Genomic DNA, 13,438 nt, shown 5'->3' on the forward strand with positions numbered 1-13,438 from the left:
CAACACCGCCATCAAACACCTGAAACGGACAGGACGGGGATTCGTCAATAGCCGGAACTACACCACCCGCATTATGCTCAGAAGCGCCGCCAGAACGGCGGCCTGAACATTCACCGCACACCGGAAATCACCACGAACCGGGGAGAGCCGAGTAACCGCCGCGCGGAGGCGTTTTTCCCCGAGTGGTTGAGCAGCGGATTCGACGTGCCGCGACAGCTCACAGGCTTTGTGTCCTACCAGACTGATGATCTGGCGCTGCTGGACGCAGACGAACAGCGGCGTGCCTGGCATGTCCCGCCCGCACTGACGGAGAAGATCACTGACGCCGCCACGGCATGGGGCCGCTTCGACGGCGCCGACGTCTACCTGCTGCGCAACATTCACTAGACCCTTACGCAGAACCCCGACGTGGGTCACGCGTTGGCGGACGCGGCCACGAAATCGCCATGGCTCGGGTGACCTACCTGCAGCCCGAGCAGCGCCGGGTCGCCTGGGCATCGCTAAGCCTCCTGGGCCGGGCCTGCTACGGGGTCATGGATGACACGGTGTCCTGGCAGGACCGGCTGGCCCATGTTGTCAAGGCAATGGTCGCGTTCCCCGAGGACACCGATCTGGCGTTTGTGCAGTACAGCGCTGCCCCTACCCTTAGCTGGAGTACACTATCGACCGGCAGGCCCCTGCTGCCATACGTGCAGGAATACCACGTTCGCTACAACAGGCACCTGAACGCGCAGTACATCCCCGACGCGCACGGATTGCAAATCCTCACCGACGCCCACCTGACGCACGCGAACGACCTCTCCGACTGGATCATCGAACCCCTCGGCGCAGGCAAACACCTCGTGCAGGCCAAAGACCTGGAGCCCTGGTACGCCACCATCGACCCCAACCCGGCAATACTCGCGAAGGCCCGCGCCGACTTCGGAGGCATGCTCCTCACACCGGAGAACATCGCAGCCAACCCGCCACCCTGGTCCTGACCCAGCGATGGCGTCAGCCAAACGATGGCGTAAGCGTAAGCGTGGATCGCCTTGTCGTCGCGGATCTATGAAAATCGCCATTCTGAACGAATCGTCGCAGCTCCAGCCATCCGGCGCGGCTGAGTCAACGGGGGGTCGATACGCGCGCACCCCCTTGTCTGGCCGCCCATCGACTAAACTTGGTCCGATGTCTAGATTATTTGGAACCGATGGAGTCCGGGGCCTGGCGAACGGGTTGCTGACCGCCGAGCTCGCCATGCAGCTGGCCCAGGCCGCCGCCGTCGTACTTGGCCATGACCGCAACACGACCGGGAAGCGGCCGATCGCCGTGGTGGCACGGGACCCGCGGGCCAGCGGTGAGTTCCTCGCGGCTGCCGTGGAGGCGGGGCTCTCCAGCTCAGGAATCGACGTCTACGACGCCGGCGTGCTGCCCACCCCGGCCGCCGCCTACCTCGTGGCGGACCTCAACGCCGACTTCGGCGTCATGATCTCCGCCTCCCACAACCCCGCGCCGGACAACGGCATCAAATTCTTCGCCCGCGGCGGCCAGAAGCTGCCCGACGACGTCGAGGACGCCATCGAAGTGCAGCTCGGCAAGGAGCCCTTCCGGCCCGTCGGCGGTGAGGTGGGACGCATCCAGCGCTTCTCCGACGCCGAGGACCGCTACATCGTGCACCTCCTCGGCACGCTTCCGCACCGCCTGGACGGACTGAAGGTCGTCCTCGACTGCGCCCACGGCGCGGCCAGCGGCTGTTCCCCGCAGGTGTTCAAGGACGCCGGCGCCAACGTGATCGTCATTGGCGCCGAACCGGACGGGCTCAACATCAACGAAGGGGTCGGCTCCACGCACCTCGGCCCGCTCAAGCGCGCCGTCCTGGACCACGGGGCGGACCTCGGCATCGCGCACGACGGCGACGCCGACCGCTGCCTCGCCGTGGACCACGAAGGCAACGAGGTGGACGGCGACCAGATCATGGCCATCCTGGCCGTGGCCCTCAAGGACGCCGGAAAGCTTAAGGATGATGTCCTGGTGGCCACCGTCATGAGCAACCTCGGCCTGAAGATCGCCCTGCGCGACGCCGGGATCAGCCTGCGCGAAACCGGCGTGGGGGACCGCTACGTCCTCGAGGAAATGCGCAACGGCGGCTACAGCCTTGGCGGCGAGCAGTCCGGGCATGTAATTTTTGCCGACCACGCCACCACCGGCGACGGCGTACTGACCGGACTGCAGATTGCCGCCCAGGTGGCACTCACCGGCCGCCCGCTCAAGGAGCTGTCCACCGTGATGACCAAGCTGCCCCAGGTCCTCATCAACGTCAAGGGCGTGGATCGTACCCGGGTCAAGGGCGATGCGGTGGTGGCGCAGGCGGTATCCGCGGCAGAATCCGAACTCGGCGACACCGGACGCGTCCTGCTGCGCCCCTCGGGCACCGAGCCGGTGGTGCGCGTGATGGTGGAGGCCGGAGACCACGAGACAGCCCAGGGCGTCGCGGAGCGCCTGGCGCAGGTGGTCCGGACCGAACTGGCTTTGGAGCTCGTCCCCGAGTAGGTAGCCGGCAACGGTTCTGTCTGAGGATCTCCGCGCCCGGCGACGCCGGGTTTCCCCACCTATGCCCGCGTCCGACGGCGTGTGGGCCGGTTGCGCCGGCGTGTGCCGGCGTCGTGGTGGCAAAGATGGGGAAAATCCGCGCGGACCGACGGGTAGGCGGGCGCCGCCTACAAGTACGCCGGGGCGGCTTCCAGGCCGAAGTATTCCTCGAGCGTGCCGATGCCGCGGGCGCGCATGTCCCCGGCCGCCTCCTTGCCGATGAAGCGCAGATGCCATGGCTCGTAGAAATACCCGGTGATTTCGTGCAGCATCCACGGGTAGCGGACCACGAAGCCGAAGCGGTGGGCGTTCGCCTTGGCCCAGATCGCCGCCGGGCGGTCCTTGAACTGGGGCGTGAAAGAGTCCGCCCCGCTGCCGTCGCCGATGTCGAACGCCCAGCCCGTCTGGTGCTCTGAGTAGCCGGGCCGGGCCGAGGCGGTGTCTGCCTCCGCCTGTCCGCGGGAATTCACGTAGCTGCCGTAGGTTGCCTGCTGCGTCGCGAACGAACGGTACCCGCTGGCCAGGGTGACGATGACGCCGTCGGCAGCCGCGGCCGCGAACATCCTCTCAGCCGCTGCCGCCGTCGTGCTGTTCACCAGCGCCGCCTCGCCCGACGTTGCCCGGCGGACGGCCGGCCGGGCCAGATCCGGCGGCACAAAGGTGGCGGGGGAGAGCGGGCGGTGTTTGTTGACGATCACCCACGGGCTGGTGGGGTCCGAAAGGGAGTGCTGCGGCCCCGGCGCCGCGGCCGATGGAGGGCGAGCAGCGGACGATGGCGGGACACGCGACGGCGCCTGCGTCGCCGTAGCGGTGCTTTCCGGAACGGGCGCCGACGATGAGCTTGCCGGCGGGGTCGACGCCGAAGCGGCGGCGGTCGGCGTCGAACTGCCCGTGCCCGTGCCCGGCGTAGGCCCCGGCGTGCCGGACGGCGTGAAGGACTGGGCCGGGGTGCAGGCGGACAGCGCCGCGAGGCCCGTGCCCGCCAGCAGGAGGCGGCTGAAAGCCCGGCGGCTCGGCGATTCCGGGCCGGCTTCCTGCCGTCCCGCCGTCCCGTCCGCGTCGTCGTAGCACATCTGTGCTAGACCTTCCTCAGCAGCATCCGGCGGATGGAGTGGTCGGCGTCCTTGGTGAGGACCAGTTGCGCGCGGCCCCGGGTCGGGAGGACGTTTTCCTCGAGGTTGGGCTCGTTGATGCGCTTCCAGATCTCACGGGCGGTCTCTTCGGCCTCGGCATCGGAGAGTGTTGCGTAACGGTGGAAGTACGATTCCGGCTGGGCGAAGGCTGTGCTCCGCAGTTTGCGGAACCGGTCCACGTACCACTCCTCGATATACGAGGTCTTCGCGTCGACGTAGATGGAGAAATCGAAGAAGTCACTCAGGGCCAGGCCCTGCCTGCCGTCCTGCCGCGGCCGGGCCGGGGCCAGGACGTTCAGCCCCTCGACAATCAGCACGTCCGGGCGGCGCACCACCACTTCCTTGCCGGGGACGATGTCATAGGTGACGTGGGAATACCAGGGGGCCCGGACCTCCTCGGCGCCGCCCTTGATCTCGCTCACGAAGCGCAGCAGGGAACGGCGGTCGTAGGACTCCGGAAAACCCTTGCGCTCGAGCAGTTGCCGGCGCTTAAGCTCGGCGAGCGGGTAGAGGAATCCGTCCGTGGTGATGAGCTCCACGTTGGGGGTGCCGGGCCAGCGCCGGAGCATTTCGCGCAGGACGCGGGCGATGGTGGACTTACCCACGGCCACCGAACCGGCCACGCCGATCACGAACGGCGTGCGCTGGGTGCTTTCGCCGAGGAAGGTGGTGGTGGCCGCGTGAAGCTGGCCCGCGGCTTCCACATACAGGTGCAGGAGCCTGGACAGCGGCAGGTAGACCTCGCGCACTTCCTTGATGTCGAGGGGGTCCCCGAGGCCGCGAAGGCGGAACACATCCTCTTCATTAAGGGGCTGCTCCATCTGGGCAGCGAGCCGGGACCAGGTCTGCCGGTCCAGCTCCACGAACGGGGAGACACCTTCCCCGTTCGCTTCATTGCGTTGCAAAGTCACCCTAGAGATTCTGCCCTTCACAACGCCGAGAGCGAAATGGACTGGCCGGTGGAAGCCGGGGCCGGCCGTCCTGAGCCCCGCGCAGGGGCCGTCACGCCCCGCCGTCCCACGTCCTCCCTCCCGGAAACCCGCTAGGCTTATGACCATGTGTGGAATCGTTGGATATGTGGGCCACTCAGATGGCCGGGTAAATGCTGGACACAATGCCTTGGACGTTGTCCTTGAAGGATTGCGGCGCCTGGAGTACCGCGGCTACGACTCCGCGGGTATCGCTGTAGTGGCCGACGGCACGATTTCTTCCCGGAAGAAGTCCGGCAAACTGAGCAACCTCATTGCGGAGCTGGACGCCCGCCCGCTGCCGGAATCCCTCACGGGAATCGGCCACACGCGCTGGGCGACGCACGGCGGCCCGACGGACCAGAACGCGCACCCGCACCTGTCCGACGGCGGCAAGCTGGCCCTGATCCACAACGGCATCATCGAGAACTTTGCCGAGCTCAAGCTCGAGCTCCAGCGCAAGGGCGTCACCTTCGAATCCGAGACCGACACGGAAGTGGCGGCCGCCCTGCTCGGGGACATCTACCGGAACCAGCTCGGCGGTGACGCCAGCAACGGCGGCCTCACCCGGGCAATGCAGCTTGCCTGCCAGCGGCTCGAGGGAGCTTTCACGCTCCTCGCCGTCCACGCCGACCAGCCCGACGTTGTGGTCGCTGCCCGCCGGAACTCCCCGCTCGTCGTCGGCCTCGGCGAAGGCGAGAACTTCCTCGGTTCCGACGTCTCCGGCTTCATCGACTACACCCGGCGCGCCGTGGAACTCGGCCAGGACCAGATCGTCACGATCACCGCCGACTCCGTGGAAATCACGGACTTCTACGGCGCCCCCGCCGAGGGCAAGGAATACCACGTCAACTGGGACCCGGCCTCGGCGGAAAAGGGCGGCTTCCCGTCCTTCATGGAAAAGGAAATCCACGACCAGCCGGATGCCGTGCTGCAGACCTTGCTGGGCCGTTCCGACATCCACGGCAAGCTGACGCTTGATGAGCTCCGCGTCGATCCGCAACTGCTCAAGAACGTCAACAAGATCATCGTCCTCGCGTGTGGCACCTCCGCCTACGCCGGGCAGGTGGCGAAATACGCCATTGAGCACTGGTGCCGGATCCCCACCGAGGTCGAGCTCTCGCACGAATTCCGCTACCGGGATCCGATCGTGGACGAGAACACGCTGATTGTCTCCATCTCCCAGTCCGGCGAGACCATGGACACCCTCATGGCGGTCCGCTACGCCAAGGAACAGGGCGCCAAGACCGTCTCCATCTGCAACACCAACGGCTCCACCATCCCGCGCGAATCTGACGCCGTGCTCTACACGCACGCCGGACCCGAAATCGCCGTGGCCTCGACCAAGGCGTTCCTGGCCCAGATCACGGCTGCCTACCTGCTGGGCCTTTATTTGGCACAGCTGCGCGGCAACAAGTTCCAGGGCGAGATCAAGGACATCCTGGCCGACCTGGGCAAGATCCCGGCCAAGATCCAGCGCATCCTCGACAACGAGGCCCAGATCAAGGAACTCGGCCAGTCCATGGCTGACGCCAAGTCCGTGCTGTTCCTGGGCCGCCACGTCGGTTTCCCGGTGGCGATGGAGGGCGCGCTGAAGCTCAAGGAGCTCGCGTACATCCACGCCGAGGGCTTCGCCGCAGGAGAACTCAAGCACGGCCCGATCGCGCTGATCGAGGAAGGCCAGCCCGTCTTCGTGGTGGTCCCCTCCCCGCGCGGCCGCGACTCGCTGCACTCCAAGGTGGTCTCCAACATCCAGGAAGTCCGTGCCCGCGGCGCCAAGACGATCGTGATCGCCGAAGAAGGCGACGAGGCCGTCAAGGCGTACGCCGAACACGTCTTCTACATCCCGGAGACCCCCACGCTCCTGGCGCCGCTGCTCGCAACGGTTCCGCTGCAGATCTTCGCCCTCGCACTCGCCTCGGCCAAGGGTTACGACGTGGACCAGCCACGCAACCTGGCCAAGAGCGTGACCGTAGAATAACGCCATGATTGTTGGCATAGGCGTAGACGTCGTAGACATTGAGCGGTTCGGGCGCCAGCTCGAGCGCACCCCCGGGCTGCGTGACAGGCTGTTCGTCCCCGCCGAGCGGGAACTGAACACGCGGTCCCTCGCCGCGCGGTTTGCCGCGAAGGAGGCCGTGGCCAAGGTGCTGGGGGCGCCGGCCGGCATGAACTGGCAGGACTGCTGGATTGGGCTGGACCAGAACGGCCCCACCGTCCAGGTCAAAGGCACCGTGCTGGCCGTGGCGGAGTCCAAGGGCGTCAAGCGCTGGCACTTGTCCATGAGCCACGACGGCGGGATCGCCACGGCGACGGTTGTCGCCGAAGGCTGAGACGGCCGTCCATGCAGAACCGGCCCCAGCGCCGAGCATTCCCCAGCGACCGCGAATGGACTGAAACCATGATCAGCGCCTACACCGGAACCCAAGTGCGAGAGGCCGAAAAGCCATTTCTCGACGACACACTGGGCTCCGGTGCGGGCGCTGTTCTTATGCAGCGGGCCGCGTACGGCCTCGCCAACGCTGTGATCCGCGAATTGCGGAGCCGCGGGCAGCGGCTGTACGGCTCCAGCGTGGCCGTGCTGGCAGGCAAGGGCAACAACGGCGGAGACGGGCTCTTCGCCGCCGCGCTGCTGGCCCGCCGCGGCATGCGCACGACGGCGGTGCTCACCGCGGGCGCGGCCCACGACGCCGGGCTGGCGGCGTTCCGGAAGGCCGGCGGCCATGCCGTGGCCCTCACCGGTGACAACGCTGCCGAACTCGCCGCGCTGGCCGGCGGCGCCGACGTCGTGATCGACGCAGTCCTCGGGACCGGAGCCCAGGGCGGGCTGCGCGGACCGGCCGCCGAACTGGTCGCGGCCCTGGAGCGTTCCCGGCCAGGCTCCCGTTCCCCCTTGGTGGTGGCCTGCGATATCCCCAGCGGGGTGGACGCGGACACGGGGGAGGCGCACGCGCCGGTGCTGGCGGCCGACATGACGGTGACCTTTGGGGCCGCCAAGGCCGGCCTGCTGGCGGACCCGGGCGCGGACTTCGCGGGCGCCATCCGGGTGGTCCCGATCGGAATCGAGCAGGCGCTGCCATGGCCGTCCCTGCGACGGCTTGAGGCCGCAGACCTGTCCGCCCTTTTGCCACGCCCGCAGCGGCGGGCGCACAAGTACTCCCGGGGGGTGCTGGGGGTGGTCGCGGGCTCCGGCGCTTATCCCGGCGCCGCGGTGCTGGCCTGCCAGGGCGCCCAGGCAGCCGGCGCCGGAATGGTGCGTTACCTGGGGCCGCCGGACGTCGCCGACCTGGTTCGCCGTTCCTGTCCCGAGGTGGTGTGCAGCGCCGGCGCCGTGGCCGACACGCACGTTCAGGCGTGGCTCGTTGGCTCCGGACTCGATGACTCCGATGAGGAGCAGTTGCAGCGCGCCCGTGACGCCGCAGACTCGGGCCTGCCGACGATCGCCGACGCCGGCGCGTTGCCGGCCCTGCCTGATGTGCTCGCCCCGCAAGTGATCCTGACACCCCACGCCGGCGAACTGTCGGCATTGCTTCAGCGCCTCGGGGCCGGGTTGGACCGCTCCGCCGTCGAAGCATCCACCCTCAGCGCTGTGCGGCGGGCTGCGGGCCTGACTGAAGCCACCGTGCTGCTCAAGGGCGCCACGACCCTTGTGGCCTCCCCCTTCCAGGACTTCTTCAGCCAGTCCGAAGGCACGCCCTGGCTCGCCACGGCAGGCAGCGGCGACGTCCTGGCCGGAGTCATCGGCGCGCTGCTGGCCCAGTTGGGCGCCGACGTCGGGCGCTTCGGTGCATATGACATCGACCCCGACGCCAGATGGGCGGCGATCGCGGCGATGGCTGCCAGCATCCATGGTCGTGCCGGAGTCCGGGCTTCCCGCGGGGGGCCAATGACCGCAACGGCCATCGCGCGTGCCGTTCCGGAGGTGATGCGGGAGCTGTAACAAACGGGGGCGCTCCGAGCGCCCGGGCAAATACTAACCCTACTTACAAGTAGTCTGTCTAGAGAATATTCGTTCCGCACGAGGAGTACACATGGAAGTCTGGCCCGGATCGGCTTACCCGCTGGGAGCCACTTTTGACGGCACTGGCACCAACTTTGCCCTGTTCAGCGAGCGTGCCGAGCGGGTGGAACTGTGCCTCCTCGCTGACGACCTCACCGAAACCCGGATCGAACTGACCGAAGTGGACGGCTACGTGTGGCACTGCTACCTGCCGCAGGTCCAGCCCGGACAGAAGTACGGCTACCGGGTCCACGGCCCGTACGAACCCGAACACGGCAACCGCTTCAACCCGAACAAGCTGCTGATGGACCCCTACGCCAAGGCCGTCCAGGGCCAGATCGACTGGGACCCGGCGCTCTTCACCTACGAATTCGGCGACCCCGACTCGCGCAATGACAGCGACTCGGCCCCGCACACCATGCACGGCGTCGTCATCAACCCGTTCTTCGAGTGGGACGGCGACCGCCAGCTGCGGATCCCCTACCACCAGTCGGTCATCTACGAGGCTCACGTCAAGGGCCTGACCGAGCTCCACCCGGAAATTCCCGAAGAGCAGCGCGGCACCTATGCCGGCGTGTCCCATCCGGCCGTGATTGAGCACCTGAAGAAGCTCGGCGTCACCGCGATCGAGCTCATGCCCGTCCACCAGTTCGTCAACGACGGCACGCTCGAGGAGAAGGGCCTCAACAACTACTGGGGCTACAACACCATCGGCTTCTTCGCCCCGCAAAACACCTACAGCTCCTCCGGCGACGTCGGGCACCAGGTGCAGGAATTCAAGGCCATGGTCCGCGAGCTGCACAAGGCCGGCATCGAAGTGATCCTGGACGTGGTGTACAACCACACCGCTGAAGGCAACCACCTCGGCCCGACGCTGTCCTTCAAGGGCATCGACAACCAGGCCTACTACCGGCTGGTGGACGATGACCAGAAGCACTACATGGACTACACCGGCACCGGCAACTCCCTCAATGTCCGGCACCCGCACTCCCTTCAGCTGCTGATGGACTCCCTGCGCTACTGGGTGACGGAAATGCACGTCGACGGCTTCCGCTTCGACCTCGCCTCCACCCTGGCCCGCGAGTTCTACGACGTGGACAAGCTGTCCACCTTCTTCGAACTCATCCAGCAGGACCCGATCGTCTCCCAGGTCAAGCTGATCGCCGAGCCGTGGGACATCGGCCCGGGCGGCTACCAGGTGGGCAACTTCCCGCCCCAGTGGACCGAGTGGAACGGCAAATACCGCGACACGGTCCGCGACTTCTGGCGCGGCGAGCCCTCGACCCTGGGCGAATTCGCCTCCCGCCTGACCGGTTCCGCGGACCTCTACGAAAGCTCCGCCCGGCGCCCGGTGGCCTCGATCAACTTCGTCACGGCGCACGACGGCTTTACCATGCGCGACCTCGTGTCCTACAACGAGAAGCACAACGACGCCAACGGCGAAGGCAACAACGACGGCGAATCCCACAACCGCTCCTGGAACTGCGGCGAGGAAGGGGACACGGACAACGACCAGGTCCTGACCCTCCGTGCCCGCCAGCAGCGCAACTTCATCGCCACCTTGCTGCTCTCGCAGGGCGTCCCGATGCTCCTGCACGGCGACGAGCTCGGCCGCACCCAGCAGGGCAACAACAACACCTACTGCCAGGACTCCGAGCTGAGCTGGATCCACTGGGACGCGATGGACCAGCCGCTGGTGGAGTTCACCGCCGTCGTCAACAAGATCCGGCACGACCACCCGACGTTCCGCCGCAGCCGCTTCTTCGACGGCCGCCCGGTGGTCCGCGGTGAGGGCGAGAAACTGCCGGACATCGTCTGGCTGAAGACCGACGGCACCGGAATGCTCCCGGAGGACTGGGGCAGCGGCTTCGGCCGGACCATCGGCGTGTTCTACAACGGCCACGGCATCCAGGAACAGGACTCCCGCGGACGCCGGATCACCGACGACAGTTTCCTGCTCGGCTTCAACGCCCACGACGGCGACGTGGACTTCGCCCTGCCGGCCGAGGAGTACTCACGGTTCTGGGACGTGCTGGTGGACACCGCGGACCAGGCGGACACTGAGGCCCCGCTGAAAGCCGGGTCCGTGCTGAAGCTGGCGGCAAAGTCGATGGTGGTGCTCCGGGCCCACTCCGGCCCCGAGGTGGAAGTGGACTACTCCGCGGCAGCCTCCCTCGCCGCGATGGCCGAGCACGAGGATTCGGCGGATGCAGGTTCTGCGGTCCAGGCACCGGAAGCTCCGGCGGACCCGGCACCGGAGGCGCCGGCTCCGGCGGACCCGGCTCCGGCTCCGGAGGCCCCGGCAACCGGCGCCTCCAAGGGCTCCGCGAAAGCCTCCGGCTCGAAAAAGGCGGGGGCCGACAAGCCGAAGACCCCGAAGGGCCGGGCTAAATGAGAACCCCCGTCTCGACGTACCGGCTGCAGATCCGGCCCGGGTTTACGCTGCAGGACGCCGCGCAGACCGTGCCGTACCTGAAGTCGCTGGGCGTGGACTGGATTTACCTCTCGCCGATCCTCACGGCGGAGCGCGGCTCGGACCACGGCTACGACGTTACCGATCCCTCCGCCATTGATCCGGACCGGGGCGGCGCGGACGGCCTGCTGGCGGCGTCGGCCGCCGCGCGGGAGGCCGGCATGGGTGTGCTGGTCGATATCGTGCCCAACCACGTCGGCGTCGCGACCCCGGCCCAGAACCCGTGGTGGTGGTCGCTCCTGAAGGAGGGGCAGCAGTCCCGCTACGCGCAGGCGTTCGACGTCGACTGGGGCATCGGCGGCGGCCGGGTGCGGATCCCGGTGCTGGGGGACGACTCCGACGTCGACGCGCTGGAAATCAAGGACGGGGAACTGCGCTACTACGACCACCGGTTTCCGCTTGCAGAGGGCACGTATACCGCAGGTGACTCCACTGCCGACGATCCCCGCGAGGTCCACGACCGTCAGCACTACGAACTGATCGGCTGGCGCCGGGCCGACACTGACCTGAACTACCGCCGGTTCTTTGCCGTCAACAGCCTGGCCGGGATCCGGGTGGAGATCCCCGAGGTCTTCGATGAAGCCCACGCGGAGATTGAGCGCTGGTTCCGCGAGGGACTCGTCGACGGGCTGCGGATCGACCACCCGGACGGCCTCGCCGATCCGGAGGGATACCTGCACCGGCTGCGGGAGGCCACGGGCGGCAGCTACCTGCTGATCGAGAAGATCCTGGAACCGGGCGAGGCCCTGCCGGCCGGCTTCGAGTGCGAGGGCACCACCGGCTACGACGCCCTCGCGGACGTGGACCGGGTGTTCGTCGACGCCGCGGGCCAGGGCCCGCTTGACGCGCTCGACGCCGAACTGCGCGGCGCCGCTGCCGACTACGAGGACATGATCCGCGGCACCAAACGGCGGATCACGGACGGAATCCTGCACTCGGAAATGCTCCGGCTGGCACGGCTGGTCCCTGCCGGGGCAGGGCTGGGCCAGGAAGCCGCGGCGGACGCACTGTCCGAGATCATCGCCGCGTTCCCGGTCTACCGCAGCTACCTTCCGGAGGGCGCTGACGTCCTGAGGGAGGCATGCGAACTCGCGGTCCGCCGCCGCCCCGAGCTGGAAGGCGCCGTCGGCGTGCTGCTGCCGCTGCTGCTCGACGCGCAGGCTGCCCCCTCCGCAGAACTGGGCATGCGCTTCCAGCAGACCTCCGGGATGGTCATGGCCAAGGGCGTGGAAGACACCGCGTTCTTCCGCTACACCCGGCTGGGCACCCTGACCGAAGTCGGCGCCGACCCCACCGAGTTCGCCGTGGCACCGGAAGAATTCCACACCCGGATGGGCCGCCGCCAGGCCGAATTGCCGTTGTCCATGACCACGCTCAGCACCCACGACACCAAGCGCAGCGAGGACACCCGGGCCCGGATCTCGGTCCTGGCCGAACTCGCACCGGAATGGCAGGCATCCCTGCAGCGGCTGCAGAAGCTGGCGCCGCTGCCGGACGGCCCGCTGGCCAACCTGCTGTGGCAGGCCATCGCGGGCGTGTGGCCCGCAGACCGGGACCGGCTGCAGTCCTACGCGCAAAAAGCCGCCCGGGAGGCCGGAAACTCGACCAACTGGATCGATCCGGACGAGGCCTTTGAGGCGAAACTTGCAGCCGCCGTCGACGCCGCCTTCGACACCCCGGAGGTGACCGCCGAGCTGGACTCCCTCGTGGCCCTGCTGGAGCCCTACGGCGCCGCCAATTCCCTGGGCGCCAAGCTCGTGCAGCTCACCATGCCCGGGGTGCCGGACGTCTACCAGGGCACCGAATTCTGGGACCGCTCGCTGACCGATCCGGACAACCGGCGGCCGTTCGACTTCGGTGCCCGCCGGCGCGCCCTCGCCGCGCTCGACGCCGGTGAGCGTCCGGCGTCGTTCCTGGACGAGGCAGCGAAACTCCTCGTCACCTCGCGGGCCCTGCGGCTGCGACGGGACCGGCCGGAGCTGTTCACCGGGTACGCCCCGGTCACCGCCACGGGCGCCGCCGCTGCGCACCTGCTCGCCTTTGACCGCGGGACTCCCGCAGCCCCGGGCGCGCTGACGCTCGCCACCCGGCTGCCCCGCGGCCTGGAGCAGCGCGGCGGCTGGCAGGACACGACCGTCGAGCTCGCCGCGGCCATGGCCGATGAACTGACCGGTGCCACACACGGTCCGGGCACCGTGGCGGTGGGGGAGATCCTGCGGGACTACCCCGTGGCCCTCCTGGTGCCCACCGCCTAAGCAGACCTTCGATATGGGGAATAGTACCGACATGGGGAACG

11 protein-coding genes are annotated in these 13,438 nt (G+C 68.0%); 9 read left to right on the forward strand and 2 right to left on the reverse strand.

The annotated features are described in order from the left end of the window. Window positions 1-204: 204 nt before the first annotated feature. The 3 genes from AC1DN2_RS10455 to glmM all read left to right on the forward strand — a co-directional run bounded on the left by AC1DN2_RS10455 (window position 205) and on the right by glmM (window position 2,529). Window positions 205-387 (forward strand): hypothetical protein, encoded by a 183-nt coding sequence (locus AC1DN2_RS10455; protein WP_476850274.1) that lies wholly within the window; start codon window positions 205-207, stop codon window positions 385-387. Window positions 388-446: 59 nt separating this feature from the next. Beyond that, on the forward strand, window positions 447-980 hold the full coding sequence (locus AC1DN2_RS10460) for a hypothetical protein (protein WP_476850275.1): 534 nt from the start codon (window positions 447-449) through the stop codon (window positions 978-980). A 187-nt stretch (window positions 981-1,167) separates the two neighbouring features. Then, window positions 1,168-2,529, forward strand: a complete 1,362-nt coding sequence (gene glmM / locus AC1DN2_RS10465; protein WP_476850276.1) for a phosphoglucosamine mutase — start codon at window positions 1,168-1,170, stop codon at window positions 2,527-2,529. Window positions 2,530-2,696: 167 nt separating this feature from the next. Here the strand turns inward: glmM and AC1DN2_RS10470 are convergent, their stop codons facing one another. Beyond that, window positions 2,697-3,266 (reverse strand): M15 family metallopeptidase, encoded by a 570-nt coding sequence (locus AC1DN2_RS10470; RefSeq protein WP_476850277.1) that lies wholly within the window; start codon window positions 3,264-3,266, stop codon window positions 2,697-2,699. Window positions 3,267-3,378: 112 nt separating this feature from the next. Between AC1DN2_RS10470 and AC1DN2_RS10475 the strand changes: the two genes are divergently transcribed. After that, window positions 3,379-3,636, forward strand: coding sequence for a hypothetical protein (locus AC1DN2_RS10475; RefSeq protein WP_476850278.1), 258 nt, complete (start codon window positions 3,379-3,381; stop codon window positions 3,634-3,636). A 10-nt stretch (window positions 3,637-3,646) separates the two neighbouring features. Here AC1DN2_RS10475 and coaA read toward each other — a convergent pair whose 3' ends face one another. Next, window positions 3,647-4,612, reverse strand: coding sequence for a type I pantothenate kinase (gene coaA / locus AC1DN2_RS10480; protein ID WP_476850279.1), 966 nt, complete (start codon window positions 4,610-4,612; stop codon window positions 3,647-3,649). Window positions 4,613-4,757: 145 nt separating this feature from the next. Between coaA and glmS the strand changes: the two genes are divergently transcribed. From glmS to treY, 5 genes are all read left to right on the forward strand, one after another. Next, window positions 4,758-6,650, forward strand: a complete 1,893-nt coding sequence (glmS, locus tag AC1DN2_RS10485) for a glutamine--fructose-6-phosphate transaminase (isomerizing) (protein ID WP_079550530.1) — start codon at window positions 4,758-4,760, stop codon at window positions 6,648-6,650. 4 nt (window positions 6,651-6,654) lie between these two features. After that, a complete protein-coding gene (locus AC1DN2_RS10490; protein ID WP_018773713.1) occupies window positions 6,655-7,002 on the forward strand; it encodes a holo-ACP synthase in 348 nt (115 codons plus the stop codon). Window positions 7,003-7,070: 68 nt separating this feature from the next. Continuing rightward, window positions 7,071-8,609, forward strand: a complete 1,539-nt coding sequence (locus AC1DN2_RS10495; protein ID WP_476850280.1) for an NAD(P)H-hydrate epimerase — start codon at window positions 7,071-7,073, stop codon at window positions 8,607-8,609. A gap of 91 nt (window positions 8,610-8,700) precedes the next feature. Continuing rightward, entirely contained in the window at window positions 8,701-11,064 is a 2,364-nt protein-coding gene (gene glgX / locus AC1DN2_RS10500) for a glycogen debranching protein GlgX (RefSeq protein ID WP_476850281.1), read from the forward strand. Next, window positions 11,061-13,397, forward strand: a complete 2,337-nt coding sequence (gene treY / locus AC1DN2_RS10505) for a malto-oligosyltrehalose synthase (protein WP_476850282.1) — start codon at window positions 11,061-11,063, stop codon at window positions 13,395-13,397. The genes glgX and treY overlap by 4 nt, the downstream gene beginning before the upstream one ends. Window positions 13,398-13,438 lie beyond the last annotated feature (41 nt).

This window comes from Arthrobacter sp. 01L42, from assembly GCF_056400005.1.

Coding starts and splice junctions, on each gene's coding strand:
- AC1DN2_RS10460 (WP_476850275.1), top strand. CDS start 447: ATGGCTCGGGTGACCTACCTGCAGCCCGAGCAGCGCCGGGTCGCCTGG.
- glmM (WP_476850276.1), top strand. CDS start 1,168: ATGTCTAGATTATTTGGAACCGATGGAGTCCGGGGCCTGGCGAACGGG.
- glmS (WP_079550530.1), top strand. CDS start 4,758: ATGTGTGGAATCGTTGGATATGTGGGCCACTCAGATGGCCGGGTAAAT.
- AC1DN2_RS10490 (WP_018773713.1), top strand. CDS start 6,655: ATGATTGTTGGCATAGGCGTAGACGTCGTAGACATTGAGCGGTTCGGG.
- AC1DN2_RS10495 (WP_476850280.1), top strand. CDS start 7,071: ATGATCAGCGCCTACACCGGAACCCAAGTGCGAGAGGCCGAAAAGCCA.
- glgX (WP_476850281.1), top strand. CDS start 8,701: ATGGAAGTCTGGCCCGGATCGGCTTACCCGCTGGGAGCCACTTTTGAC.
- treY (WP_476850282.1), top strand. CDS start 11,061: ATGAGAACCCCCGTCTCGACGTACCGGCTGCAGATCCGGCCCGGGTTT.